This is a genomic window from Nitratireductor aquibiodomus NL21 = JCM 21793, from assembly GCF_000615975.1.
GTDB classification, from domain to species: domain Bacteria; phylum Pseudomonadota; class Alphaproteobacteria; order Rhizobiales; family Rhizobiaceae; genus Nitratireductor; species Nitratireductor aquibiodomus.
Map to the genome: position 1 here is coordinate 1 of NZ_BAMP01000005.1, position 23,368 is coordinate 23,368.

The window sequence follows — 23,368 nt, forward strand, 5'->3', positions numbered from 1 at the left end:
GTCGCACCGAGCCCGGCGCCCGTCGCAGCGCCAGCGAAGGTTCCAACAACGGGGAAGACAGACCCCAGAACACCGCCGGCGATGCCACCAGCCAGCGCTCCACCCGCAGTGCCAAAGGCCGCTCCAATGGGGCTGCCCACGGCCAGACCAAAGCCGCCACCCGTCGCAATGGCTCCAAACGACGAGCCGCCGCCGCCATAACTGTATGGCGAATGAAGATTATCATGACGTTCTACGGAAATATTCATAACAAACTCCTTTATTAAAATAAAATTATCTTCCATTACTACTTGCACTTTCCGTTCAGAAAATGCATTTTCACTTGAGTTTATTTTACTCAATAGGTCAACCTGATTTTTGCTTTGCTCGGGAATCTGGCGGACGGCCCAGCGAGGGCGACCGAGATTGAACATTTGCTAAATAGAAATAACAAATGTAACATGCTGCCCTGGCTCGCTCGACTGCCCTGAAGGAAACGCCGCGATTCACCGGCAGGATTCGCTTCAGGCTCTCTGCAGAACCAGATTTGTGTTAGACTTGTTCGAGGCGATATGAGCGGTTCCGTCTTTTTTCTGCATATGGCCGGGGCAGTGGCATTGCTGCTCTGGGCGACGCGCATGGTGCGAACAGGCGTTGAACGCGCCTACGGGAATGTGCTGCGCCAACGGCTGCGGCAGACACTGGGCAACCCGGTGCTCGCAGCTCTGACGGGACTGGCTTTGTCCATCGCCCTGCAGAGTTCGACCGCTGTTACACTTCTGATCGGTTCCTTCGCCGGGCTCGGGATCGTTACGGGCCTGTCGGGCATTCTGGCCGTGCGGGGCGCGGAAGTCGGCTCGGCGCTGGTCGTCAAGATACTGAGCTTCGACCTGACACTTCTCGTCCCGCTCTGCATCCTCACCGGGACCGTTATTTTTCTTGCGACAGAACGCCGGCAGTGGCGCCAGTTCGGCCGTATTCTTGTCGGGGTAGGCCTGCTCATCCTGTCGCTTGAAATGATGGGCGAGGCCTCTGAGCCACTCAGGCAGAGCACCATCGTGCCGCTGATCGTGGGATATCTCTCCGACGATCCGATCACCGCGTTCCTGCTGGCCGCAGTGACCACCTATCTTTTTCATTCAAGCATCGCCGCCGTGCTCCTGCTGACCACGTTCGCCGCGCGCGGCATCGTCTCCCCCGAGCTCGGCATCGTTATGGTTCTGGGCGTCAATCTCGGCAGTTCCTTCATCGCACCGATGCTGACGCGGAGCTCACCGCCAAGCTACCGCATCGTTCCCCTTGGCAACCTCCTCATGCGTGGCCTCGGGTCCGTTGTGCTTCTGGTGGCCTTCATTGTCTTCGATCCCAGCCTGGAGCGGCTGGGCAGCGACCCTGCGGACCGCATCATCCACACACACATCGCCTTCAACGTGCTGATACTGATTGTCGGTATTCCGCTTTCAGGCCTGATCCTCAAAGCGACGCAGGCGCTGGTCTCCCTGCAGTCAGGAAGCGAAGCCGAAGGGGCCAGTGAGGAAAGCGAAGCACAAGTGACGGAAACCAGCGCGCTGGACGTCACGGCACTGGACACACCGCATCAGGCGCTCGCCAATGTGACGCGGGAAACCGTCCGCATGTGCGAAACGGTGGAGTTCATGCTGTGCCGGATTCTTGAACTCTACGAAAAGGCGGATCGGAAATCGATCGCCGCACTGGCCGCCGTCGACGATACGGTGGACCGGCGCCACGCGGCCATCAAGCTCTATCTCGCCCGCATCACACGCCATGAAATGACGGAAGACGATGCACGACGCTGCCAGGAACTGCTCGGCGTGTGCGTCAAACTCGAGCAGGTGGGCGACATCATTGTCCGCAACATGCTCGCCCATGTGCAGAAGAAGATGGAACGCGGCGTCGAGTTTACCAGTGAAGGCTGGCGGGAGCTCGCCGGTTTCCATGCCTCCGTTCTTGCCAATGCACGCCTGGCTTTCAACCTGCTGGTCACCCAGGACACCGAGACCGCGCGCGAGCTGGTGATGGAAAAAGACCGCCTGCGGGATGTCGAGAAGGAAACCAGCCAGCGCCACTTCGAACGCTTGAGACAGGGCACGGAACAGAGCGTGGAAACAAGCTCGATCCACCTTGATACGATCCGCGACCTGAAGCAGATCAACTCGCTTCTGGCGACATTTGCATATCCGGTGCTCGAAGAGCGTGGACTGCTGAGCGGCTCGCGCCTGAAAGCGACCTGAAAGCCACTCCCCCTTTTGGGGTCAGCAGCCCAAAACATCAAAGCCGATCCTGTCAAAACCGGGGTCGGCTATTTCTCTTCTTCATTGCAGTTTTGAATAAATAGACAAACCTCATCATTAGTATTAAATCTTAAAAATAAATATAAGTATTAATAATACTTGTTTTGTTTTGGATTGATATATAATGATACAATCAGGCTTCATAATAACCAATAACCCAAACGGAAGAATCACGACGCCTTCAGCGCGAAAGCTGGCGGAACGCCCTGAAGGGCCATCGCAGGGAACCAGGTCACCGCCAGCGCGCGTCGATGCGCGTGAAACGACCCTCCGCATACCGCCCCATGTGCAATTTCTCAGATGCACTCTGACGGAAGAACAACAGTCGGAAATCAGCAGGGTTTCCCGTACCGTCCGTCAGGATCTTCCCAACATTCACGCAATGGCGCGGGCGAGAATGAGCGCTATCATAAAAGAACTGACCGGACAGGATGCCAATCCCGACGCGCTCTATTTGAACACGTTCAGTTCGGCGGTCTCATCCCAGACCAGTTTCACCGGCGTCGAGCACACGGGCGAACCGAACTCGTCAACATCGTTGACAAATCTGCTTCTCGAAAATTTCGGTGCTGAGCGACAGACACTCCAGTCCACGGCGCTGGATGCCTATGAAGGGGTCTACACGCATGGGCCGGGTGAGGGCTTCTACGGAACGCCGAACGAATTCAGGGTTTTGGCTTCCAGTCTTCGAGAGGCTATATGGAAGGCCGACTTCCAGTCGGAGGTTCTCTCCAGTCTGAACGAATTCTGGGCCAGCCATCAGGGCGACATCGTGCTTCTGGCCAAGGTCCAGTTCGCGGTATCCGCGATGCGTGCCCTTGAGGAGTCGGACCTTTCGCTTTCCGGTGTCATAATGGTCATGCGAGGTGCGAGAGCAGATGTCGATCAGCTTCTGGCAGCGCTCTCCAACGGGATCGTCGCTGAACCGGAAAGCGCGGACAACGTAGAGGTCACGGCCTTCGACATAAACGGCTACCCTTCCAGCGACATTGTCCGGTTCACCCGCTCAAACCAGCACACGGTGCTCTACATTCCGGGCGAAGCGCCATCATTCCATGAGTTCGGCAGTGAAGAGGCGCTCGACCGCTGGGTCAGGGAGATGGCAGCGTCTCCGGAGGAGCGCACGCGACTCTCGCACCATTTTTCACTCTATAATCTACAGGATGGCTTTTGGTACACGGGCGTTGCCAATGGCCTGGAGAAGCTCGGGTCAGGCGCCTGGAGCACCGGTGTTGATTCCAAGAACCGCCCCTATTCTGACAACCTGTTCTCCGAGCTTGCAGAAAACATGCGGCAGCGGAGCCTTTCCGACGCCGACATACTGATCAAGTCCGACAGCGAAGTCACGCGTGACATCTGGATCGGGAACCTGCGCACATTCAACAAGGTGTTCTGGCCGATCCTGATGCTCGCCCCCGAGCTCGAGTTTGCAACACTGGCAACCACCATGGGGAGCGAACTTGTTCTCGAAACTGAGCAGGCGGTCGCAGGAGATACCTACGAAGAGCGGAAAGCAGGTGCTGTCGGTGTCGTCTCGACAGGAAGCACCCTGCTCGCGGGAACGGCCCTTGGGGCCGCCGTCAGAGCTCTTTCAAGAGCTGAGCCGGTTTCTGCTGGCGGTGGCGACACAATTCCGGCTTCGGCCGTCCGTCCCCCTGCCGGGGAACAGCCGCTTCGTATCGGAAATATATCCGACCATGAGGTTGATCCGTCGCTTATCGACGGGCGCACTCCAAACAGTGCGAACATCTATCAGTCAGGCGAGCGGTATTTTATTCGACACAGCGACACAACAGGCGTTTCCCGCGTCTACGAAATCAGAAGCGACTTCAAGCTGCGTGATGGCTACGTAAACGTTATCGACCCGGAAACACGAAAGTCCGTGGCGATTCTGCATGGGGATGGCAATGGTGGCTGGAAGCGTATAACCGCCAATGGTGCCGGTCCTGATCGCCCCCCCTATCAGGGTCAGCGCGCAGCCCAAATCAAGCAATCGCTGAACAGACGTGGTTACTATGTCATCGCGGATGCGGACGAAAGTGCTGCTCTCGACCAGATCGAAGCCATGAAGGAACGTGTGGATGCGCTGCGGTTCAAACTCGAGGACCTGGGCCGTGAAGCCGAAAAAAACGGCCGGATCGGCACCTATCACCTCGTCTATCGCGTGGACAATCTAAGACCCGACCAGCTTCTTGCGGCTGGCTGGTTTCGCCCATCCCGAGATTTCCACGCAGTTGTCAACATGCTCGAGAGGCCAGCAACCATTGGTAGCGCATCTCTCGCCGCCAGCAACAATGTGCTGGACATCTGGCAATACGACTCGGCTGACGGTGTCATGTATCAATATGCCATCGTGACAGAAGGCAGGAAAGTGGGCTCTTTCGTAGACGGTGGAGGCTACGACTACGAATTCCTGGATGAAGTGCACTTTCCGCCACCGCCAGCCAAGAACGTCTATCTGCTGGACTCTTCAGACGAGAACATCAGAAAAACCATCGCAGAGCTTGCCGCTTCCCGCTCAGTCAACACGACTTACGGCATCCCTCTCCAGGTCTACGAAGATTTCAGGCTAGGGCGGATCACTCTTGATGCGAGCCCGCCGCCAGAGTTGCCAGAAAGTTCCATGGCAACTGGCGAAGCCAGCGACAGCCTCAAATCTCTCGATATGACAAAACGTGGGCAGAAGCGCACCCAGGAATGGGTGGATGGTATTCCCACCACTGGCACCGCCGTTGAAGAACCGCAACCGGGCTCCTCACGATCGATGCAGCACGAGATGCCGGAAGAAATAGAAGAACCGGAAGATGTCATTGAAGCAAACACCCCCTCTCAATCCCCAACTCCTCCCGATTTTCAGGAAGCGTTCCAAACGCGCGTCCAAAAATGGTTGAATGAGATTTGGCTGAACAATGCAGATGAGCCAGAAAACCTGACGATACCAGATGCATGGCTTGCTGAAACGCAAGGTCACGCAGGAGAAGAGATGATCAGAACCCGCTTTGACGAGACATCGATCACGGGGACATCGCAATCCAGACAACAACGCACTTCGGAATGGGTGAAAGAATATCAGACGAACAACCGCTAATGCCGTGTGCACAGACTATTTCGTCGCCGATCTGAGCCCTTCCATGAAGGCGCCTGCAAGCTGGGTTTCGCCGAACCAGTTGAGCCGGTTCACCGTGGCGAAACCCTCGGCGATGAGACTGTTCTCATCGCCCTTTCGGCTTGCATGCTCGCGACCGCGCGGCACAACCAGTTCGATCTCATCGCCGTCCTCACGCAGAACCTCCACCTTGCGGGCGATCTTATCCCGGCCGATCGAAGGCTGGGAGACGGATGCCGGAAGATCTGCCGGAAGATTGACGCTCAGCCAGTGACCTTCGAGAGACCACTCATTGCGTGTCTGCCAGAGGCGCTCGATGAAGCGAGCCAGCCATGCCGCGTCTCCTTCACGCACATTCGCCTCCTTCACGCGGGAGAACCCGATCGCGGGAATGCCCCAGAAGGTCGCTTCGCGGGCGATGCCAAGCGTGCCGGAATAGGCAAGATCCTCGCCGACATTGCGCCCGTCATTGACGCCGCCGACAACGAGATCGGGCTTCCTGCCGTCGTTGAAGAGCCAGCCCATGGAGGTCACGATACAGTCCGCCGGCGTGCCCGAGCAGGAAAAGCGGCGCTCGCCGAGACGGCGCATGGTGAGCGGCCGGGCGACCGTTAGCGACGGGCCGGCGGCGGTGCGTTTGCCGTCCGGCGCGACCACCCAGACATCGTCCGTCAGGAGTGATGCCGCTTCAGCTGCCAGCGCAATGCCGGGAGCCTCGATGCCGTCGTCATTGGAAATCAGAATGCGCATGTATCGTCTCTTCATCAATCTGATAGGTGTCACCGGTGCGGGCACCGGTCAGAAGGGCGGGAATGTGCTGACAGAGCGCATCAAGCGCGGCAGCATCGCAGGAATGGCCGATAAGTCGCGGGCGGCCAGCCGCCTCCCACAGGGCGATGTTCTCGGGCAGTGTTGGGTGTGTTGGCATGCGTATCCAGGCAGCCTTGCCCTCATCGACAAGCCGCGCGCCGGGCGAGCCTGCCGGCAGATGTCCGCTTAGGAGAATGGGAAAGCCCGCAGCCTCTGCAGCGGCAAGCGCCGGGCGCGACGGCCCTGCGACACCCATGCCATCATGAACCAGAAGCGGACAGTCCGGCAGCGGATCGCCTACATTCCAGTCGCGCGCGGCCTCCAACCGCTCGGAAAGGATCGACACGCGATCCTGATGAACGGCAGACGGCGCCAGGATTTGCGCTGACAGCGCTGAACGCATGCCGGCCTCGATTGCAAAAGGCACGTCGATGGCCGCAATCAGCTCAAGTGAGCGACCGGAGAGCGGCGTCGGAAGGAGACAGCCATCGGCATATCCGGCGACCCATTCTCCGATCTGTCGCGCACGCTCCGCCCCCGGAATAGGGTCGGCACCGTAGGACGTGTCGAGAACGAGAAGGTCGCAGACGGGCAAAGCCTGCATTGGAAAAACAGCACTCTCGGGGACGATGTCGGCGGTAAACACCACACGCTTTCCCGCCCCCTCGACACAAAACCAGACGCCACCAACCACATGGCCGGAGGCACCGGTCGACACATTCAGTGCACCGACGGACACCGTTTCGCCAGGTCGAAACAGCCGGATCTGCTGCGCACGCGGCGGGAACTCTGCCAGATCGGCGGCGTCCGCATATTGCGCGAGCGTCGCCGGCATCTCCGAATGTGTTTCCTCGGTCATGTAAATGGGCCCGGCGTAACCCTGCCGCAGCAAATGGCAGAGCGCGCCGATGTGATCTTCATGGGCATGAGAGATGAAAAGCGCGTCGATCTCGCCAACCGGGCGGGCGAGCACAGGGTAGTATTCGTCCCCTGTCGCCCCCACCTTTATGCCGGCATCGAGCATGATGCATGTGTTGCCGTCGCTGACGGCGACGCTGGTGCGCCCTTTCTCACCGAACCCGCCCTGAAGATCGACCTGCAACATCAGGCGGCCCCATCAGCCGGGATCAGCCAACCCGATGTGATGGCAAGCCTGGCGCGCTCTCCCGCCGCGAAAGACACCGGATCGGGCTGATCAAAATGCAGGCCGAGATGGGGCGCCGCCTCGGGCTCGAACTCGATGCGCGCCGAACCGCCGCGATACACCGCCCGTGTGATGGTGCCTTCGAAACCGGGCTGGCTGGTGCCAACCGACTGGATTTGCGATGCGCGGCAACAGATGCGCGCATCCTTGCGCGGCTTCTCGCCCTTTCGACAACGCACCACCAGCTCCTGGCCAAGCACGGTGACGCGGCACTGTCCGTCGGCTTCCGCCGTTTCGACATTCGCCGGCAGCACCATGCCCTGCGAGATAAAGGAGGCGACCATCTCATTTGCCGGCTCATGATAAAGCTCGCGCGGCGTGGCAAGCTGCATCAGACGGCCATGATCCATGACCGCGATGCGGTCTGCCAGCGCCATGGCCTCGGCCTGGTCGTGGGTGATGTAGAGAATGGTCGTGCCCGTGCGCTTGTGGAAGTCGGCGAACTCGTCCTCCATCGAGGCGCGCAGATGCACATCGAGATTGGCCAGCGGCTCGTCGAACAGCACCAGCCGTGGCTCTGCCACGAGACAGCGCGCCAGCGCCACGCGCTGCCGCTGACCGCCGGACAGGTTTGCCGGACGGCGGTCGCCATACTGCTCCATATTGACGAGCGCCAGCGCATTCTTCACCCGCTCCTCGCGCTCTGCCCGGGGGACGCGCGCCACCTTGAGCGCATAACCGATGTTCTCGGACACGCTCATGTGCGGCCAGAGCGCGTAATTCTGGAAGACGATGCCCACGCGGCGCTTTTCCGGCGGGACGTTCGCCTCGGCCGACGAGACCTCACGATCGCCGATATGGATGTTACCGCCGGTCACGGTCTCGAAACCGGCGATCATGCGCAGGAGCGTGGTCTTGCCGCAGCCCGAGGGACCGAGGACAGCAAGGAACTCGCCATCCGCGACATCGATGGAGACATTGTCGAGGGCCTTCGCCTCGCCAAAAGTCTTGGTGACGTTCTTAATGCTCAGTCCCGCCATGGAAGAACTCCGTCCGGTAGTTTGTTTGCAAAGAGGCTGGCGAGCAGCATCAGAAGGAAGGTGGTTGCGACCATGATGGCGGAAACCGCCGCCGCATACTTGGAATCCCCGCCCTGTTCGAAAGAGAAGATGACAACGCCGATGGTTTCCGAGCCGGAGGACCACAGAAGTGCCGACACCGTCAGCTCGCACAGCGCTGTCATGAAGATCAGCAGGCCGCCGGCAATGGCCGCCGGAGCGATGAGCGGGAAAATGATGGTGCGCATGCGCGTGAACAGTCCTGCGCCGGCTACCTGTGCAGCCTCCTCAAGCGCCCGGTCGAGCTGAAAATAGCCCGTGATCGTCGGCCTGACCGCCAGGATCAGGAAGCGCGCGAGGTAGGCGTAGAGGATGATCCAGACCGTGTTGTAAATCTGGATGCCTGTGATCGGCATGGGCTTGAGGAACAGGAGCAGCGAGGCGATGGCGAGCACCACGCCCGGCAGCGCATAGGGCAGCTCGATGGCAAGGTTGAGTGCCTTGATCCAGCGTTTGTTGCCCCAGGCGATCACATAGCCGAGCGGGATCGCCACGAAGACGGCGAAGATGGACGCCCCTGCCGAGAGATACAGACTGTTGAGAAAGGCACGGCTTGCCGCCGCATGCTGGAAGATCACGAAATAGTAGTTCTCCAGCGTGGCCGTCTCAGCCGTCAGTGTCACGCCATAGCCCCGCACCAGCGATGTGAGGATGAGTCCCACCAGCGGCAGCACGAGAATGAGCGCGATCAGCGCCCACATGCCGAGTTCCACCGGCACACGCCAGACACCGAGCTGGTATGGCGCGGCAGGCAGCGAGGTGGAGGTGATGCGGAAATCGCGCCGGCTCGCAATGCGGTCCTGCATGACGATGCCGACCATGGCGATGACGCCGATGAGCACCGAAAGGAATGCGACATCGGAGAGAACATCCGGTCCGCCACCGGCCAGACGCTGATAGATGAGCGTCGGCAGGACAAGATAGTTTGCCGGGATACCCAGAAAGGCGGGAATGCCGAAATTGCCGACGCAGGAAACGAAAGTGAGTGCTGCCGCGCCCACTATGGAGGGCGTCATGAGCGGCAGGATGATGGTGCCAAGCACGCGTACCCAGCCAGCACCGCTGGACTGCGCGGCCTCGACCAGCTCACGCGGCAGCTTGCGCATGCCGGCACGCACGATCAGGAAGACGAGCGGCGCATACTGGATGCCGAGCAGGAAGACGATGCCTTCCGGCGAATAGAGCGGATTGCGCGTGCCGAGCGGCGGCGCCATGCCCAGCATGTTCAGAAGCGGGCTGGAGGGGCCGAAAAGCTGCAGCCAGGCGAGCGCGGTCACCTGCGGCGCAATCATGAGCGGTGTGACGAAGCACAAGACGAAAGCCTGACGCTGGCGCACATCCGACAGCGAAACGAGAATGGCAACAGCCACACCGAGCACCAGGGCGAAAATCGTTCCGCCCAGGCCAACCACCAGCGTGTTCCAGGTGGCGCGCCAGGTCGTGTCGTCGATCAGACCATTGCGAATGACATCAAGCGAGAACTGACCGCCGGGCAGGATGACTTCCTGCAAAAGCCGCGCCATGGGCAGCAGCGAAAAGATGACGATAAGCGCGACGATCCCCGCTGTCAGGGCCATATCCTGGCCCTGACGTTCCTTACGAATTGCGGTCATTAAGGTTTTTCCTTAGCCGCCGAACATGGAGGAGAATTTCTCCTTGTTGCCGGTGATCTCGTCGACAACCTTCTTCACATCAACGCTCATGACGTTGATCTCGGTGCCCTCGGGCAGCCAGTCGGGCGAACCGACAGAAGGCTTCGCCGGCAGATAGCCCTGCTTGAGCGCCAGCTTCTGACCATCGTCGGAGAGAATAAAGTCGACGAATTTCTTGGCTACGTCCGGGTTCTTGGCGGTCGACATGATGGCGACCGGCTCGGTGACGGCGGTCACGCCTTCCTCGGGGAACACGAACTCGATGGGCGAGCCGTCCTTCTTGGCGTTCATGGCCATGAAGTCGACGAGCATGCCATAGGCCTTCTCACCGCTGGCGACGGACTTCAGAACAGCGCCATTGCCGCGCACGGCAACGTGGCCGTTTTCCTTCAGCTTCTCAAAATAGTCCCAGCCGAGATCGTCGCGATTGACGAAGGCGGACAGGAGATAGGCTGCAGCACCCGAATAGAGCGGGCTCGGCATGATGGTGAGGTCCTTGTAGGCCTCGCCCGTCAGATCGGACCAATGCTCCGGCTTTTCGGCCGCTGCCGTGTTGTAGGCAATGCCGGTGGTGATGAGCTTGGAGCCGAAATAGGTCTTCTCGGCGTCATAGGCGGCTTCCTCGAAGCCTTCCACATTGGCTTCCGGATAGGCCATCAGGTGGCCGTCCTTCTTGAGCGTCTCCATGCTGACTGCATCGGCGATCAGAAGCACGTCCGGCTGCGGGCTGCCGGCGGCAAACTCTGCGGCGAGCTTGGTCATCAGGTCGCTGGTGCCGGAGCGGAAGATCTCGACTTCGACGCCCGGATTGGCGGCCTTGAAGGCGTCAACCGTCTCGGCGGCGTCAGCGTCGGGCTGCGACGTGTAGAGCACGAGGTTGTCGGCGAAAGCGGCGGTGGATGTGAGCAGTGCGGCTGCAAAGGCAACCGAACGAATCGTGGACTGGCGTCCCATGGGATAACTCCTCTGTTTGCATCTCCGGGCATCTCGCACCGGAGCTCCTCCCCTGCATGCGCAATATGACAGGCTTGTAACAAAAGCGCTCGGACATTGAATATGAACATATGTTTTTCGTCAATAACAAAAGAACGCAATAAAATTTCGCATATTTGCCGGCCAAATGAACCGCGGGCAGAGTCGCATTGTGCTAAAATCATTGCGCGATGAGAGAGGGAATCACCGGCGTGCCGAGAAAAAGCAAAAAAAAGCCGGCAGACGAGCCGACGCTGTCTTCCGCCGACATCAATGTGAAGATGGCCTGGCTTTACCATGTGGAAGGCCTGACGCAGGAAAAGATCGCCAGCCTGCTCAATGTGAGCCGGATGAAGGTGATGCGGGCGCTGGCGGCCAGTGCAGAGAGCCATATGGTGGTGACCACGATCAACGCCGATACGGCCGAGCAGGTCGCGCTGGAGCGCAAGCTGGAAAAGCGCTGGGGCCTGAAAAGCGCCATCGTCGTGCCCGCTCCGGAGGAAGAAGACAATCTCGAGCGGGCAATCGGGCATGCCGTGGCGCGCTATCTCGAAGAGCAGATGACGCCCGGCATGACGCTGGCGATTGGCGGCGGCGCGACATTGCATTCGAGCCTGAGCTTCATGGCGCAGCGCGAATTGACCGGCTCGACCGTGATCGGTCTCGTGGGCAGCCTGCCACATTCCAAATGGGTCAATCCCTCCATTGTCGCCACCAAGGTGGCGGAGCGCTTCAAAGTGGACAGCTACCAGATCAGCGCGCCGGTGGTGGTGGATGATCCAGACCTGCGCGAGCGCCTGTGGGAACAGCCATCCCTGCGTGACGTGCGCGAGCGCGCCGCCAGGGCGGATATGGCGCTCCTGACCGTGGGCGCGATCTCACCCGACGCGACGATCTTCCGTCACGGCATCGTGCCGAAAGCGCTGATCGAACCGCTGCGCGACAGGGGCGCGGTGGCCAACATTCTTTGCTATTTCGTGGATGCGGCGGGACAGATGGTCGATCATGAGGTGAACCAGCGGATCATGGCCATCGATCTCGATGTCGTGGCACGCATTCCACATGTCATTCTCGCTGCCGGCGGCGAACAGAAGGTTTCCGCAATCCTGGCGGCCCTGCGCACGGTGTCTGCCGCGGCACTCATCACGGATGCCGCTACTGCAAGGATGCTGCTTGAAAAGGCAGATGAAGACCGGCTCTGAAAGCAGGCAGGCGATCAGATCAGGCCGCGCTCACGCATGAAATCATCGAGACCGACATGGGTAATGGTTTCGAACTCGCGCACCGCCTCAACCATGGCGCGGCGTTGGGCCGCCAGCAGCAGAAGCACCTGCCGCATCTCACCGGAAATACCAAAGCGCTCCCAGCGATCCGCCAGATGGCTTGGAAGACCGGCCGCCTCGCAAAAAGCCGCGATGTTCCTGTAACCCAGGTCCGTGACAAGCGCCTGCGTCTCCTCCGGCGTCGAGCGCGGCTCGAGCGCGTGGTCATGCAGGCGCTGCGCCAGAAGGCGGATATCGTTCGGCTGCGGCGCATTGGCCAGAACCTTGTTGATCAGAGACGAAACTCTCGGGGGCTTTTCGCTTTGCATCGCACTCTCCATTCGCGGCGATCATAGGACGAGAGCGGGCGGCGCTCAATCGGAAAGCGCCGCCCGGCGATACCACTTTCAAACAACGCGTTAGGCAAGAAGGCGTGCAAGAGGTTTAACACGCTGGATCACCAGCACATCAAACGCAAGAAGCGCCAGCAGCGTGATGCCCACCAATGGAAACAGCAGTGACACCAGAAGCATCACGACCACCGCCCCTTTCCACAGGGGAAGGTTGGCCGGTAGCGGTGGAGCGGCGAGCCGCAGCGCGCGCGAGGGCCGGCGCATCCACCACATGACGAGGCCGCTGACCGACAGGAAGATAACGGACAGGCAGAAAACCGTGTTCAGCACAAGGTTCCACAGCCCCATGTCGCCTTCGTGGAAAGCGATACCGACTGCCATCGCCTTGCCCGCCGGCGAATAGTCGGCGAAGCCCACATCAGCGAGAACATTGCCGGTGTACTGGTCGATATGCACCGTCCTGTCGGACGCGGGGTCGGTGGAATCGTTGCTCATGGAATCCTGAGCAAGCGTCCACACGCCCGTATCACCGCGCGGCGTGGCGACGCGGAAGCGCCCCTCATAGCCAAGCTGCGCCCGAACGCGACGATCTCATCAAGATTGAATGGACCGGGAGCCGGCAGTCCGGCACGGCCTGCATCAGATCCTGACGCAGGAAGCGGCGTCTGCTCCAGCGCCCAGGGCACATCCTTGATCGCTCCATGATTGAGCGAGGCATGCGTCTTCTCGGAAAGAGGCACATTGTCCCATTTCTCCGCCGGAAAGGTGCTCCATGCCTGGACGAATTTTTCTCCCCAGACGCCGGCCCATGAAAGCCCACTGAGGAGAAACACAACGAGAAGCACCGCGACGTAGAGCCCGGTGGTCTTGTGCAGCGACTTCCAGAACGAGCGGCCCCGCGCACCGAGATCGGGGCGAAGCGCCTTGCCAAGCCCTTGCCCGTCACGCGGCCACCACAGATAAAGCCCGGTCACGATCAGGACGATGCCGAAACCGGCGGCTATTTCGATCAACCGGTCACCCAGATCGCCGATCAGCAGCGTTCCGTGAATGTCTGACGCAAAGTCGTACCAGCCGGCCTGACGGCTCCAGATCTGAAGCACCTCGGACGTGTAGGGATCGACAGCAACCATCTTCGCCTCACCCCCGCTGTCCACGCGGAAAACGGTGGCGCGGTCGGCTGCGGTCGGCGCGATATACTCGACCACATGGCCTTCGTGCAGCGCTGTCTGTGCGGCGGAGGCCTGTGCAAGAATGCTGGTCTGTTCACCCTGTGGCGTCACGGCAATCTTCTCGCCGTCCCGACCGTCTATGGCACTCACCCAGAGCATGATCAGCCCGGTAATGGCGAGCATCGCCAGGAAAGGCGCCACGTAGAGACCGGCATAGAAATGCCAGCGCCATGCCGCCAGATAGAGTTTGCGCGTCAGCGTTTTGCCGGTCGCCTCGTGCGTCGGCAGGCCGGGAAGCGCCTGTGTATCGGTATTGCTCATAATCCCCCCCTCAGCTCTGCGTTGCCAGACGCTTCAGCTTTTCCAGCATGGAATCGTGCGCCTCGCCGTAGGACAGCGTGCCAACGAAGCCGCCTGTGGCGTCCATCAGATAGACCGACGCAGAGTGATCGATCGTGTAGTCCCCATCCTCCGTCGGGACTTTCTTGTAATAGACCCGATAGGCTTTGGTGATCGCCTCGATCTGCTCCTCGGTTCCAGCCAACCCCCTGATCCGATCGTCGAAGCTTGATGTGTAGCGGGCAAGGTCCTCGGTCCGTCCCTTTCCCAATCGACCGAAACGAACGCATAATTCAGCTTATCTGCGTCGGAGCCCAACGCCTCGATCAGCCTGACAGCTCAAAAAGCGTGGTCGGGCAAACATCCGGGCAGAAGGTAAAACCGAAGAAAATCGCCGTCGGCTTGCCAAGGAAATCAGCCTCGGTGACGGTCTCTCCGTCCTCTCCGGTGAGCGTGAACGCACCGCCTATATCGGCGGTGCCGGTTCCCCCGCCGGCCCTGCCACCGGGGGTGATGTTCATCGTCGCCACAGCCACGATGGCAAGGACCAGCGCGAGAACCGCGCCGGCCAGGATTGAAAGCGAGCGGCGAGACATCAGCTCTTGCTCTCGCTGTGCATGTGGCTGTGGCCTTCAGGGGCAGGTGCGCCCGGTTTCGCCACAGACATCTCCACCTCGATTGAACCCGCCTTCTCGAAGGTGAGCGTGACGGGAACCGGCGCTCCCTCGGCAATCGGCTTCTTCAGTTCCATGAACATCACATGCAGACCGCCCGGTGCGAGATTGACCGCCTCGCCTGCCGGCACCAGGATGCCATCAGGCAGATGACGCATCTTCATGACACCATCGGTCATGTCCATCGTGTGCAGTTCCACGCGGCCTGCAAAAGCGGCCTCGGCGCTGACCAGGCGGTCGTCTTCTTCGCCACCATTGACGATGGTAACGAAGCCGCCCGCAGCTTTGGCACCGGGCGGTGTCGCACGGGTCCAGGGCTGGTCGAGCTCCAGTTTGCCGAGCGTGTAATCGCCAGCGAATGCGGGGGCGGCAATGAACAGCATTGCAGCCGTTAGGGTACGGGTCAAAATGCGCATGTCTTGTCTCCATAAGCGCAGATACCGGCCACGGTCACCCGTGGACGTTTTCATGATTCAATGCGTCAGATGGAGAAAGCCGGTGGCGCGCGCGCCTCTGCAAGAAAGCCAAGCGCAACCGGATGAAGAACCAGCGCACCTGGCAGGCGCGCAATGGAGAAAGCATCACGGGAGGCACAGTCTAGCCCCGCATGTTCACCCGGCAGGGCCGGCGATACGGCACAGCCTGCCTGGCAGAGCGTGGTGCAGCACTCATGCGCGCTGCGCGCCGGCGCAGGATCATCGCTTTCGGCAAGGCCAATGCCGCTCGGCGTGCAGATGATGAAACCGGGAATGCCGCCAGTACCTGCCATCGTCCCTTGGGCGAAGGCGGCGGCAAAACCCTGCATGATGAGGAAATAGGCCAGAAGACCGGCAATCAGGCCAGTCGCAAGGCGATCCTTCAGCATGTCACGCATGAGTTTCATGGAAGCTTCGTGACACATTTCGGAAGACGTGTCACTGCGACGAATGCTGCACTTAGGATTGCAGTGGGCGAAAACGCGCGCCCACTGCAAAAGCTGCTTCTCTTAGCGCCGCTTGAGAAGCGGCATGTTCATGGCGTTGGCATATTTCACGCTTTCGGCCAGGAAGGTGTCGTAGCTCTCGCGCACGCGGGCAACGTCCTCGCTCTGTGCGGTCAGTTCATCACGAACCTCTTCCCACGCGCTCTTGAGGCCTTCGGCCACATCGTCCGGGACATCGCGGAAGATGACGCCCTCGGCTTCGAGCGCGGCCATGGCGCGGGCGTTGTGGTAGTCGAACTGGGCCAGCGCCTCCTGGCTGGCCGCGAGGGCCGCCGCCTCGCAGATCGCCTGAAGGTCTGGCGAAAGCTCGGCCCATGCGTCCTTGTTGAAGACGATGGCAAGTGCCGCGCTCGGCTCGTTATAGGCCGGCAGGTAGCAGTTCTTGGTGATCTTCTGCAGGCCGAACGCCTGGTCGAGGAACGGCCCGACCCATTCCGCAGCATCGAGCGCACCGGACTGGAGCGCCTGGAAGATTTCCGGCGGGGGCATGAGAACGGCGTTGACGCCGAGCTTGCGATACATCTCGCCACCGAGACCGGCGATGCGCATGTTCAGGCCCTTGAGGTCTTCCAGCGAATTGATCTCGGATTTGAACCAGCCGGCGCTCTGCGTGTTAGAATTGCCGGAATAGAGCGGCTTCAGGTTGCGCTGGGCGTAGATGTCGTCCCATAGCTCCTGACCACCACCATAGCGCAGCCACGCATAGTGCTCAGCCGCCGTCATGCCGAAGGGCACCGCGGTGAACCAGTGAAGCGACGGGTTCTTGCCGGCGGCATAATAGGGCGGGTTGTGGCCAACCGGGGCCTTGCCCTGCTGCACCGCATCTTCAACACCGAACGGCGGCACCAGCTCGCCGCCACCGAAGACCTTGAAGCTCAGCCGGCCATCGGACATGGCTGCCACCTTCTCGGCGAAATTGGTGACATTCGTGCCCACGCCCGGCGCATTCTTGGGGAAGCTGGTGGGCAGGTTCCACTCGATCTTGCCCTGCGCGATGGCTGGTGTGGCGAGCGCCGCAGCCGTGGCACCAGCCCCAGCCGTAAGGAATGTTCTGCGTTTCATGTCGGGTTTCCTCCTGAACAACGACTATCTGAAGAGCATGTCCGGCAGCCATGTAACCACAGCCGGGAATGTGATGAGAAGCGCCAGAGCGACAAGCTGTATGGCCACGAACGGGATCACCGAGCGGTAAATCTCCATCGTCGTGATGCTGCGCGGCGCAACCGAGCGGTAATAGAAAAGTGCAAAGCCAAAGGGGGGCGTCAGAAACGAGGTCTGCAGGTTCATGGCGAGCAGGACGGCAAACCAGACGGGCGAAAAATCCGTTGCCAGAATGGGCGCGCCGAGCAGCGGCACGACGATGTAGATGATCTCCACGGCTTCCAAAATGAAGCCAAGGAAGAAAACCACCACCATGACGAGCGCGAGCGCGCCCCACTTGCCGCCCGGCACCTGCTCCAGAAAACCGGCCACCAGCTCATCGCCGCCAAAACCACGAAACACCAGCGACAGCATGGACGCGGCAATGACAATGCCGAACACCATGCCGGAGATGCGCAGCGTATCGATGACGGCGGGAACGAGAATATCCGTACGCATCAGCCGCCAGCCAGCGAAAACGACGCCCGCAGCGATCAGCGTGGCAGCAAGGAGCGCGATGAACCCAGCGGGTGTGCCTAGCCCGGATGGCGGTACAAACCCGAAAGCGCGCAGGAGCACCAGCACGCCGCCCGCGACAACGGCAGAGAGGATGACGCCCGCCCCGCCCGGCCAACACCGCCACGCGTGTAACCGGCCAGCAGGATCGTGCCCACGGCACCCAGTCCCGCCGCCTCCGTTGTGGTCGCAACACCGCCGAGAATGGACCCCAGCACTGCCAGAATTAGCAGGAGCGGCGGCAGGAAGACGCCCAGAATACGGCTCAGCGGAACCCGCTTGCGTCCGGTATCCTCAATGGCCGCGTGCGCGCCGCGCAGAGTAAACAGGATATAGATACCATAGAGACCGACAAGCAGCAGCCCCGGCAAAAGCGCGCCGGCGAAGAGATCGCCCACGGAAACGGCATCAGGCGCGAAGTTTCCGGCCTTTTGCTGCGCCTCCAGATAGGTGTTGCCGATCTGGTCGCCCAGAAGCACGAGCAGGATGGAAGGTGGAATGATCTGCCCAAGCGTGCCGCTGGCACAGATGATGCCGCTCGACACGCGCGGCGAAACACCCGCCTGCAGCATGGCCGGCAGGCTGACGAGGCCGAGCATGACGACAGTCGCGCCGACAATGCCGGTGGACGCCGCAATGAGCGCGCTGAAGAGCAACACGGAAAGGGCAAGGCCGCGCGGCGATGCGCCCAGCATTTCACGCAGCACTTCCAGCATGCGCTCGGCAAGCTGCGACCGCTCCAGCACCACCCCCATCAGAATGAAGAGCGGCACCGACATCAAAAGCGTGTTGCTCATCACGCCCCAGACGCGGCTTGGAAAGAAATCGAGAAAAGACAGATCGAACGCGCCGAAGAGGCTGGCAATGACCGCGACGACGAAGGGCACACCGGCAATGGCGAGCATGGCCGGAATGCCACTCAGAATGCCGGCGAACAGCCCGACCAGCATCAGGCACAAAAAGAGTTCGGAAAGGGTCATAGGGCCGGCTCGTCTTCGGCGGTGCGTTGTGCGTCCGGCGCGAGCACCATCGCAATACCCTGCAGGATCATCATCGCAGCCCCGAGCGGCAGGGCCGTCTTGACGATGAACAGCCCCGGAAGCCCGCCCGTTTCAACCGAAGCCTCGCGGATGGACCAGGAGTAGGCAAGGTCCGCCCAGTCGGCCCAGATGATCAGCCCGAACACCGGTATGAGAAACAGGAGCACCGCAACCGCATCCGCGATACGCGCGTAGGTGGGTGAAAGATTCTCAGAAAGAACCTCAACGCGCACATGCCCGCCCCTGCGAAGACAGACCGGCACGGAGAAGATCAGAAGCACGGCAAATGTGTAGGAAGCGAAATCCTGCAGCTCGATGAAGCCGATGCCAAAACCATAGCGCATCACCACGATGGCAAGCACGCTGGCTGTCAGAGCCAGGCAGGCAATGACACAAAACGCCGTCGCCAGCCGATCCAGCACGGCGCAAAACCTCAAATACAGATGCAAACCCGGCTCCCATGCGAATTCGGGCGCGACGCTATCGCATGCGTGGAGGAAAGGAAACGGCTATTTGGTCGAAACCGGCGCGCAACGAAATCGCTCGCCGGAGATATCCGGCGAGCGCGTGACATGCCAGTGGTTTGAAGCCTGTTATCCGGCTTTGATCGTGGCGGCCAGTCGCGCCGAAGCCTTGTTGAGGGCCGCAAGCTTTGCGTCCTCGGCTCCATCCCTGTAGGCGGCATCGAGCGTGTTGACGATCTCGGTGAAGAGCTCCAGCTCTTCGTCCGCCGCCGTCATGGTGAGCGGCTGATCGTCATAGGCCTCTACAAAGCGCTGGGCGGCATAGGCGATGAGCAGAAGGGCAGCGGCGTTTTCCGGCTCGCTGGTGATGCGGGCATGGGCCTTGACCGCGCAGCCTTCATAGGCGCGAACGCTTCCGCCCTGCTCGTTCAGATCCTTCAAAAACGTATCAAACATGATCCAGGTCCTTTGGGATTTACTGCGGCAGTTCTGAAATGCCGCCATGGTTCGCCGACCATTCGGTTGGCGCATTCAGGAATTTTTCGACCTCAGCGATCGTTTCCGGCGAAAAGCGGTTTTCTTCCTTGCAGACGGCGAGCACATCCCACCAGGTGGCCAGATGATGCAGGCGCATGCCGGCGGCTTCAAGCCGCTTCGGCGTGTCGGGGAAGATATCATAGTAGAAGACAGCGAACGTGTCGGTGACCTGCGCGCCGGTGCGCGCCACGGCTTCGGCGAACTTGATCTTGCTGCCGCCGTCGGTGGTCAGATCCTCGACCAGAAGCACACGCGCGCCTTCGTTCAACGCGCCCTCGATCTGCGCATCGCGGCCAAAGCCTTTCGGCTTTTTGCGCACATATTGCATGGGCAACCCCATGCGCTCGGCAAGCCAGGCGGCAAAGGGAATGCCCGCCGTCTCGCCGCCCGCCACGGCGTCGAACTGCTCGAAGCCGACATTGCGGAAAATGATCGATGCCGCGAAATCCATGATCGCGGCGCGAACGCGCGGATAGGAAATCAGCTTGCGGCAATCGATATAGACCGGACTTGCAAGACCAGATGTGAAGGTGAACGGCTGCTCGGCGCGAAAATGCACCGCCTCGATCTCCAGAAGCATGCGGGCGACCATCTGCGAAATGGCAGTCTGATCGGGAAAGGTGTTGGAGAACATATCGTGGTCCTGTTCGTTGATCGGGCCTTTTCGCTAACAGCTATCTCCTGCCTGAGCCAGCCCGGCAATGCAGGGATTCGCGTGCGGGAGAAACCACACGCCTACTCCGCCCTCGCAAGAAAGGCAGAAAGGATGTCCACACCAGCAAGGAAATCGTCGATCTCCATCGCTTCCTGAGGATTGTGCGAGCCGTTGCGGTTGCGCACGAACACCATGGCGGAAGGAACGCCGGCGGCGGCAAACACGGCTGCGTCGTGCCCGCCGCCGCTCGGCATGACGAAAGGCTCCTGTCCGACCTGGCGCATGGCCTCTTCGAGGCCGGCGACGAGCCCCCTGTCGCACAGCGCCGGCTCGACACGGAGCTCTTCGCCAAGCTCGAAACGCACCCGTCGGTCGCGTTCGATCTCCTTCATCTCGCTCTTCAAGAGGGCGCGCATGTCGTCCAGCGTTTCCGGCTTCTGGCTGCGCATGTCGAGGCTGAAGGACACGCTGTCGGGAATGCGCGACATGGCGTGTTTTTCCGGATCGGTCGCCACGATGCCGCTTGTGAGCACCAGATCGTCGCCCTTGTTGAGGATCGTCGTCCAGCTCTCGTCGAGCCGCACCAGAAGATCGGCCATCGCCAGAACGGGATCGCGCCGGTAGCTTTGGGCACCGCGCCGGAATGGCCGGCTTCGCCGTGGCAGGTGATCGAGCGGTAGCGGATATTGCCGCGAATACCCGAGACAGCGGCTGCCGGAATGTTCTTGCCGATCAGGAGCGGCCCCTGCTCGATGTGAAGTTCGAGATAGGCCTCGATACGGCTGACATCCATCAACGGCTTTTGCGCCTGGACATCTTCGACCGGCAGGCCGATATCAGCCATATGCGCTTCGAGCGTGCGGCCATCGCCCTTGTGGGTTTCTTCAAGCTCGCGCTTTGCAAGCGTTCCCGTCAGCACTTTCGAGCCGATATAGCACGGGCCGAACCAGGCGCTTTCCTCGCCGCGCATGGCGAGCACATGCACCGGCTTTTCAAAGCGGCGCCCCTCGCGCCGAGCCCGGATCAGGCAAATGAGCCCCGCGACAACACCGGCGAGCCCGTCGAAGTTTCCGCCGAAAGGCACGCTGTCCACATGGGAGCCGACGACGACGAAACGTTCGGCATCGCGATCCTCCGGAAGCGAGAAAAGCGCGTTACAGCCTGCATCGTACCAGACCGCCAGCCCCTCGGCCTTCGCCACATCCTCCAGATATTTCAGCGTCCGCGTCTCGATCTCGGAAAAGGCCGGACGACTGACGCCTTCCACATCCGGAGACATGCGCGCGACATCATCGAACAGGCGCGCGGCGAGCGCATGGTCCTGCGCCCGAACGTCGGCGAACGGAGCGGGTTGCGCGTTCATGGCGCCGCTTCCATGAAGACGACGGCCTCGTCCTGTTCGCCATCGATCACCGTGCCGATCAGGTCTTTCACCGACGAAAGCCCCTGGTTGGAAAGCCAGTCTTCCAGACCATCGATCAGCGACAACATGATCGTCGGGTGAATAAAGGTGGCGGTGCCGACCTGCACGGCGGATGCCCCGGCGATCAGATACTCGATCACGTCTTCAACGGTGGAAATGCCGCCGCAGCCGATGACCGGAATGCCGGTCGCGCGGGCGCACTGATAAGCCATGCGCAGCGCAATGGGCTTCAGGCTGGGGCCCGACAGGCCACCCATGAGATTGCCGAGCTTGGGCCGGCGTGTGTTGATGTCGATGGCCATGGACAGGATGGTGTTGGCCACCACCAGCGCATCGGCGCCACCTTCTTCCGCGGCGCGCGCTACTTCCGAGGTCTCGCCCGTATTGGGGGTGAGCTTCGCCCACAGCGGCAACTCGGTCGCCGCGCGCAGCTTGCGCATCACGTCATGGGTCGAGGACGGACGAATGGCAAATGCCTTGCCGTCTTCCTCGATGTTCGGGCACGAGATGTTCACTTCGATAGCCGCGACGCCGGGAACGCTCACCTCGGAACACAGGGTTGCAAATTCATCCGCCGTGTTGCCGGAAATGGAGACGACGAGCGGCGTCTCGTAATGCGCGTAGAACGGAACGACCTTTTCGATGAAGGCACCGACGCCCTTGCTCGGAATGCCGATCGAGTTGAGCATCGATCCGTTCACCTCGCAGACGCGCGGCGTCGGGTTGCCGTCGCGCCAGCCACGGGTGATGGTCTTGGTCACATGCGCGCCCAGCCGGTCCAGATCGAACACCTCCGCGAGATCCTCGGAAAAGGTGCCGGATGCCGGCATGATCGGGTTCTTGAGCTTGAGCCCGGAAATATCGACCGAAAGATCTACCATGCAATCGCCTCCATCATGTCGAAGACGGGGCCTTCGCGGCACACGCGCAGATGCACCTGCCGGTCGCCGCGATTGAACGGGCGCACGCAGCAATGGCACATGCCAATGCCGCAGGCCATCTGCTGTTCCAGCGCGATCTGGCCGGGAATGCCGCGGCGTTCGCCGATGATCTGCAACAGCCTGAGCATGCGGTTGGACCCGCAGGTGTAGAATGCGTCGGCGCGCCCGTCCGCGATCAACCCCTCGATAACCTTTTCGAGATTGTCCAGATCGGACGTGCCTTCCGCATCGGTCAGGGTTATGACGTCTGCGCCCAGCGACGCGAAATAATCCGTCGACATCAGATAATCGGGATGGCGCGCGCTACAGATGGCCGTGAGCTTGCGGCCAAGCCGGTTGGCCTCCAGCGCCAGCGGTGCAAGCGTGGCAAGCCCGACGCCGCGCGCCACCAGAACGAGGTTCTGCCAGTCATCGGCAATGGTGAAGGGCTCGCCGAGAGGGCCGAGAACATTAAGCCTGTCGCCCAGCGCCAGCGAGGCCAGCGCACGGGTGCCCGCCCCCGTCACCTTGTAGAGAAAATGCAGCTCCCCCTTCTCGGGATAGAAGCCGTAAATGCTCATAGGTCGGCGCAGATATGGCGTCTCACCACCCGCCTGCGGGCACAGGAGATGAAAGAACTGCCCTGCACGGCAACGCTTCAATATGTCGTGTGGCGCCGCAAGAACCAGAAGACGATATTCGTCATTGACCGGCTCGTTGCTCTTGACCGAGAGCGGCAGCTCGAAAGCCTTGATTGACGGCACGTCGTCCATCGGCTCAATCCTTTCTGACATGCCC

Annotated in this window: 23 protein-coding genes and 2 pseudogenes; 3 read left to right on the forward strand and 22 right to left on the reverse strand. The window is 60.8% G+C overall.

Features of this window, described 5'->3' with window-relative positions:
• A pseudogene (locus tag JCM21793_RS29085) lies at positions 1–413 on the reverse strand (hypothetical protein); the annotation flags it as partial.
• Between the two features lie 138 nt (positions 414–551).
• On the opposite strand from JCM21793_RS29085, the gene JCM21793_RS02405 reads away from it, so the two are divergent.
• Together JCM21793_RS02405 and JCM21793_RS02410 are read left to right on the forward strand one after the other, a co-directional pair.
• A complete protein-coding gene (locus JCM21793_RS02405) occupies positions 552–2,231 on the forward strand; it encodes a Na/Pi cotransporter family protein (protein WP_007010567.1) in 1,680 nt (559 codons plus the stop codon).
• A gap of 184 nt (positions 2,232–2,415) precedes the next feature.
• Positions 2,416–5,379, forward strand: coding sequence for a dermonecrotic toxin domain-containing protein (locus JCM21793_RS02410; protein ID WP_370671620.1), 2,964 nt, complete (start codon positions 2,416–2,418; stop codon positions 5,377–5,379).
• 15 nt (positions 5,380–5,394) lie between these two features.
• Here the strand turns inward: JCM21793_RS02410 and JCM21793_RS02415 are convergent, their stop codons facing one another.
• The 5 genes from JCM21793_RS02415 to JCM21793_RS02435 are packed head-to-tail and all read right to left on the reverse strand — an operon-like array spanning position 5,395 to position 11,075.
• On the reverse strand, positions 5,395–6,147 hold the full coding sequence (locus tag JCM21793_RS02415; protein ID WP_007010772.1) for a 5'/3'-nucleotidase SurE: 753 nt from the start codon (positions 6,145–6,147) through the stop codon (positions 5,395–5,397).
• Complete coding sequence (locus JCM21793_RS02420; protein WP_036539389.1) at positions 6,125–7,312, reverse strand: MBL fold metallo-hydrolase; 1,188 nt, start codon at positions 7,310–7,312, stop codon at positions 6,125–6,127. The genes JCM21793_RS02415 and JCM21793_RS02420 overlap by 23 nt, the downstream gene beginning before the upstream one ends.
• The gene (locus tag JCM21793_RS02425; RefSeq protein ID WP_007010770.1) at positions 7,312–8,391 is read right to left on the reverse strand and encodes an ABC transporter ATP-binding protein; all 1,080 of its coding nucleotides are present in this window, start codon (positions 8,389–8,391) and stop codon (positions 7,312–7,314) included. Before JCM21793_RS02425 ends, JCM21793_RS02420 begins: the two co-directional genes overlap by 1 nt.
• The gene (locus JCM21793_RS02430; protein ID WP_007010769.1) at positions 8,379–10,082 is read right to left on the reverse strand and encodes an ABC transporter permease; all 1,704 of its coding nucleotides are present in this window, start codon (positions 10,080–10,082) and stop codon (positions 8,379–8,381) included. Before JCM21793_RS02430 ends, JCM21793_RS02425 begins: the two co-directional genes overlap by 13 nt.
• Positions 10,083–10,094: 12 nt before the next feature.
• Entirely contained in the window at positions 10,095–11,075 is a 981-nt protein-coding gene (locus tag JCM21793_RS02435) for an ABC transporter substrate-binding protein (protein WP_025029347.1), read from the reverse strand.
• Positions 11,076–11,284: 209 nt separating this feature from the next.
• On the opposite strand from JCM21793_RS02435, the gene JCM21793_RS02440 reads away from it, so the two are divergent.
• Positions 11,285–12,295, forward strand: a complete 1,011-nt coding sequence (locus JCM21793_RS02440; RefSeq protein WP_051556101.1) for a sugar-binding transcriptional regulator — start codon at positions 11,285–11,287, stop codon at positions 12,293–12,295.
• Between the two features lie 14 nt (positions 12,296–12,309).
• Here the strand turns inward: JCM21793_RS02440 and JCM21793_RS02445 are convergent, their stop codons facing one another.
• The 16 genes and pseudogenes from JCM21793_RS02445 to JCM21793_RS02505 form a co-directional block, all read right to left on the reverse strand.
• Positions 12,310–12,684, reverse strand: a complete 375-nt coding sequence (locus JCM21793_RS02445; RefSeq protein WP_025029349.1) for a hypothetical protein — start codon at positions 12,682–12,684, stop codon at positions 12,310–12,312.
• 90 nt (positions 12,685–12,774) lie between these two features.
• Positions 12,775–13,203 (reverse strand): PepSY domain-containing protein, encoded by a 429-nt coding sequence (locus JCM21793_RS31135; protein ID WP_306306725.1) that lies wholly within the window; start codon positions 13,201–13,203, stop codon positions 12,775–12,777.
• Positions 13,200–14,201 (reverse strand): PepSY-associated TM helix domain-containing protein, encoded by a 1,002-nt coding sequence (locus JCM21793_RS31140; protein WP_306306726.1) that lies wholly within the window; start codon positions 14,199–14,201, stop codon positions 13,200–13,202. The genes JCM21793_RS31135 and JCM21793_RS31140 overlap by 4 nt, the downstream gene beginning before the upstream one ends.
• 10 nt (positions 14,202–14,211) lie before the next feature.
• Positions 14,212–14,815, reverse strand: a pseudogene (locus JCM21793_RS23695) (SCO family protein).
• Positions 14,815–15,309, reverse strand: a complete 495-nt coding sequence (locus tag JCM21793_RS23700; RefSeq protein WP_025029350.1) for a copper chaperone PCu(A)C — start codon at positions 15,307–15,309, stop codon at positions 14,815–14,817. The pseudogene JCM21793_RS23695 and the gene JCM21793_RS23700 overlap by 1 nt, the downstream one beginning before the upstream one ends.
• A 65-nt stretch (positions 15,310–15,374) precedes the next feature.
• Complete coding sequence (locus tag JCM21793_RS02465; RefSeq protein WP_155983362.1) at positions 15,375–15,776, reverse strand: hypothetical protein; 402 nt, start codon at positions 15,774–15,776, stop codon at positions 15,375–15,377.
• A gap of 102 nt (positions 15,777–15,878) precedes the next feature.
• Positions 15,879–16,937 (reverse strand): TRAP transporter substrate-binding protein, encoded by a 1,059-nt coding sequence (locus JCM21793_RS02470; RefSeq protein WP_025029352.1) that lies wholly within the window; start codon positions 16,935–16,937, stop codon positions 15,879–15,881.
• 24 nt (positions 16,938–16,961) lie between these two features.
• Positions 16,962–17,594, reverse strand: a complete 633-nt coding sequence (locus JCM21793_RS29660) for a TRAP transporter large permease subunit (RefSeq protein WP_202901392.1) — start codon at positions 17,592–17,594, stop codon at positions 16,962–16,964.
• Complete coding sequence (locus JCM21793_RS29665; RefSeq protein ID WP_202901393.1) at positions 17,552–18,511, reverse strand: TRAP transporter large permease subunit; 960 nt, start codon at positions 18,509–18,511, stop codon at positions 17,552–17,554. Before JCM21793_RS29665 ends, JCM21793_RS29660 begins: the two co-directional genes overlap by 43 nt.
• The gene (locus tag JCM21793_RS02480; protein WP_007010760.1) at positions 18,508–18,993 is read right to left on the reverse strand and encodes a TRAP transporter small permease subunit; all 486 of its coding nucleotides are present in this window, start codon (positions 18,991–18,993) and stop codon (positions 18,508–18,510) included. Before JCM21793_RS02480 ends, JCM21793_RS29665 begins: the two co-directional genes overlap by 4 nt.
• Before the next feature lie 171 nt (positions 18,994–19,164).
• Positions 19,165–19,491 carry a hypothetical protein gene (locus tag JCM21793_RS02485; RefSeq protein ID WP_007010759.1) on the reverse strand — a complete coding sequence of 109 codons (327 nt, stop codon included), beginning with the start codon at positions 19,489–19,491 and terminating at the stop codon, positions 19,165–19,167.
• Between the two features lie 19 nt (positions 19,492–19,510).
• Positions 19,511–20,206 (reverse strand): orotate phosphoribosyltransferase, encoded by a 696-nt coding sequence (locus JCM21793_RS02490; RefSeq protein WP_025029353.1) that lies wholly within the window; start codon positions 20,204–20,206, stop codon positions 19,511–19,513.
• A gap of 101 nt (positions 20,207–20,307) precedes the next feature.
• The gene (locus tag JCM21793_RS29980; RefSeq protein WP_244439630.1) at positions 20,308–20,715 is read right to left on the reverse strand and encodes a M20/M25/M40 family metallo-hydrolase; all 408 of its coding nucleotides are present in this window, start codon (positions 20,713–20,715) and stop codon (positions 20,308–20,310) included.
• Positions 20,628–21,590: a M20/M25/M40 family metallo-hydrolase gene (locus tag JCM21793_RS23715; protein ID WP_244439631.1), complete on the reverse strand. Its 963-nt coding sequence runs from the start codon at positions 21,588–21,590 to the stop codon at positions 20,628–20,630. The genes JCM21793_RS29980 and JCM21793_RS23715 overlap by 88 nt, the downstream gene beginning before the upstream one ends.
• Positions 21,587–22,531 carry a dihydroorotate dehydrogenase gene (locus JCM21793_RS02500; protein ID WP_025029354.1) on the reverse strand — a complete coding sequence of 315 codons (945 nt, stop codon included), beginning with the start codon at positions 22,529–22,531 and terminating at the stop codon, positions 21,587–21,589. The genes JCM21793_RS23715 and JCM21793_RS02500 overlap by 4 nt, the downstream gene beginning before the upstream one ends.
• Complete coding sequence (locus JCM21793_RS02505; protein WP_244439632.1) at positions 22,525–23,364, reverse strand: dihydroorotate dehydrogenase electron transfer subunit; 840 nt, start codon at positions 23,362–23,364, stop codon at positions 22,525–22,527. The genes JCM21793_RS02500 and JCM21793_RS02505 overlap by 7 nt, the downstream gene beginning before the upstream one ends.
• Positions 23,365–23,368 lie beyond the last annotated feature (4 nt).

Excerpts from the sequence above, each read along its gene's own strand:
- JCM21793_RS02405 (WP_007010567.1), top strand. The coding sequence starts at position 552 with ATGAGCGGTTCCGTCTTTTTTCTGCATATGGCCGGGGCAGTGGCATTG.
- JCM21793_RS02410 (WP_370671620.1), top strand. The coding sequence starts at position 2,416 with ATGATACAATCAGGCTTCATAATAACCAATAACCCAAACGGAAGAATC.
- JCM21793_RS02415 (WP_007010772.1), bottom strand. The coding sequence starts at position 6,147 with ATGCGCATTCTGATTTCCAATGACGACGGCATCGAGGCTCCCGGCATT.
- JCM21793_RS02420 (WP_036539389.1), bottom strand. The coding sequence starts at position 7,312 with ATGTTGCAGGTCGATCTTCAGGGCGGGTTCGGTGAGAAAGGGCGCACC.
- JCM21793_RS02425 (WP_007010770.1), bottom strand. The coding sequence starts at position 8,391 with ATGGCGGGACTGAGCATTAAGAACGTCACCAAGACTTTTGGCGAGGCG.
- JCM21793_RS02430 (WP_007010769.1), bottom strand. The coding sequence starts at position 10,082 with ATGACCGCAATTCGTAAGGAACGTCAGGGCCAGGATATGGCCCTGACA.
- JCM21793_RS02435 (WP_025029347.1), bottom strand. The coding sequence starts at position 11,075 with ATGGGACGCCAGTCCACGATTCGTTCGGTTGCCTTTGCAGCCGCACTG.
- JCM21793_RS02440 (WP_051556101.1), top strand. The coding sequence starts at position 11,285 with ATGAGAGAGGGAATCACCGGCGTGCCGAGAAAAAGCAAAAAAAAGCCG.
- JCM21793_RS02445 (WP_025029349.1), bottom strand. The coding sequence starts at position 12,684 with ATGCAAAGCGAAAAGCCCCCGAGAGTTTCGTCTCTGATCAACAAGGTT.
- JCM21793_RS31135 (WP_306306725.1), bottom strand. The coding sequence starts at position 13,203 with ATGAGCAACGATTCCACCGACCCCGCGTCCGACAGGACGGTGCATATC.
- JCM21793_RS31140 (WP_306306726.1), bottom strand. The coding sequence starts at position 14,201 with ATGAGCAATACCGATACACAGGCGCTTCCCGGCCTGCCGACGCACGAG.
- JCM21793_RS23700 (WP_025029350.1), bottom strand. The coding sequence starts at position 15,309 with ATGCGCATTTTGACCCGTACCCTAACGGCTGCAATGCTGTTCATTGCC.
- JCM21793_RS02465 (WP_155983362.1), bottom strand. The coding sequence starts at position 15,776 with ATGAAACTCATGCGTGACATGCTGAAGGATCGCCTTGCGACTGGCCTG.
- JCM21793_RS02470 (WP_025029352.1), bottom strand. The coding sequence starts at position 16,937 with ATGAAACGCAGAACATTCCTTACGGCTGGGGCTGGTGCCACGGCTGCG.
- JCM21793_RS29665 (WP_202901393.1), bottom strand. The coding sequence starts at position 18,511 with ATGACCCTTTCCGAACTCTTTTTGTGCCTGATGCTGGTCGGGCTGTTC.
- JCM21793_RS02485 (WP_007010759.1), bottom strand. The coding sequence starts at position 19,491 with ATGTTTGATACGTTTTTGAAGGATCTGAACGAGCAGGGCGGAAGCGTT.
- JCM21793_RS02490 (WP_025029353.1), bottom strand. The coding sequence starts at position 20,206 with ATGTTCTCCAACACCTTTCCCGATCAGACTGCCATTTCGCAGATGGTC.
- JCM21793_RS29980 (WP_244439630.1), bottom strand. The coding sequence starts at position 20,715 with ATGTCGCGCATTCCCGACAGCGTGTCCTTCAGCCTCGACATGCGCAGC.
- JCM21793_RS23715 (WP_244439631.1), bottom strand. The coding sequence starts at position 21,590 with ATGAACGCGCAACCCGCTCCGTTCGCCGACGTTCGGGCGCAGGACCAT.
- JCM21793_RS02500 (WP_025029354.1), bottom strand. The coding sequence starts at position 22,531 with ATGGTAGATCTTTCGGTCGATATTTCCGGGCTCAAGCTCAAGAACCCG.
- JCM21793_RS02505 (WP_244439632.1), bottom strand. The coding sequence starts at position 23,364 with ATGTCAGAAAGGATTGAGCCGATGGACGACGTGCCGTCAATCAAGGCT.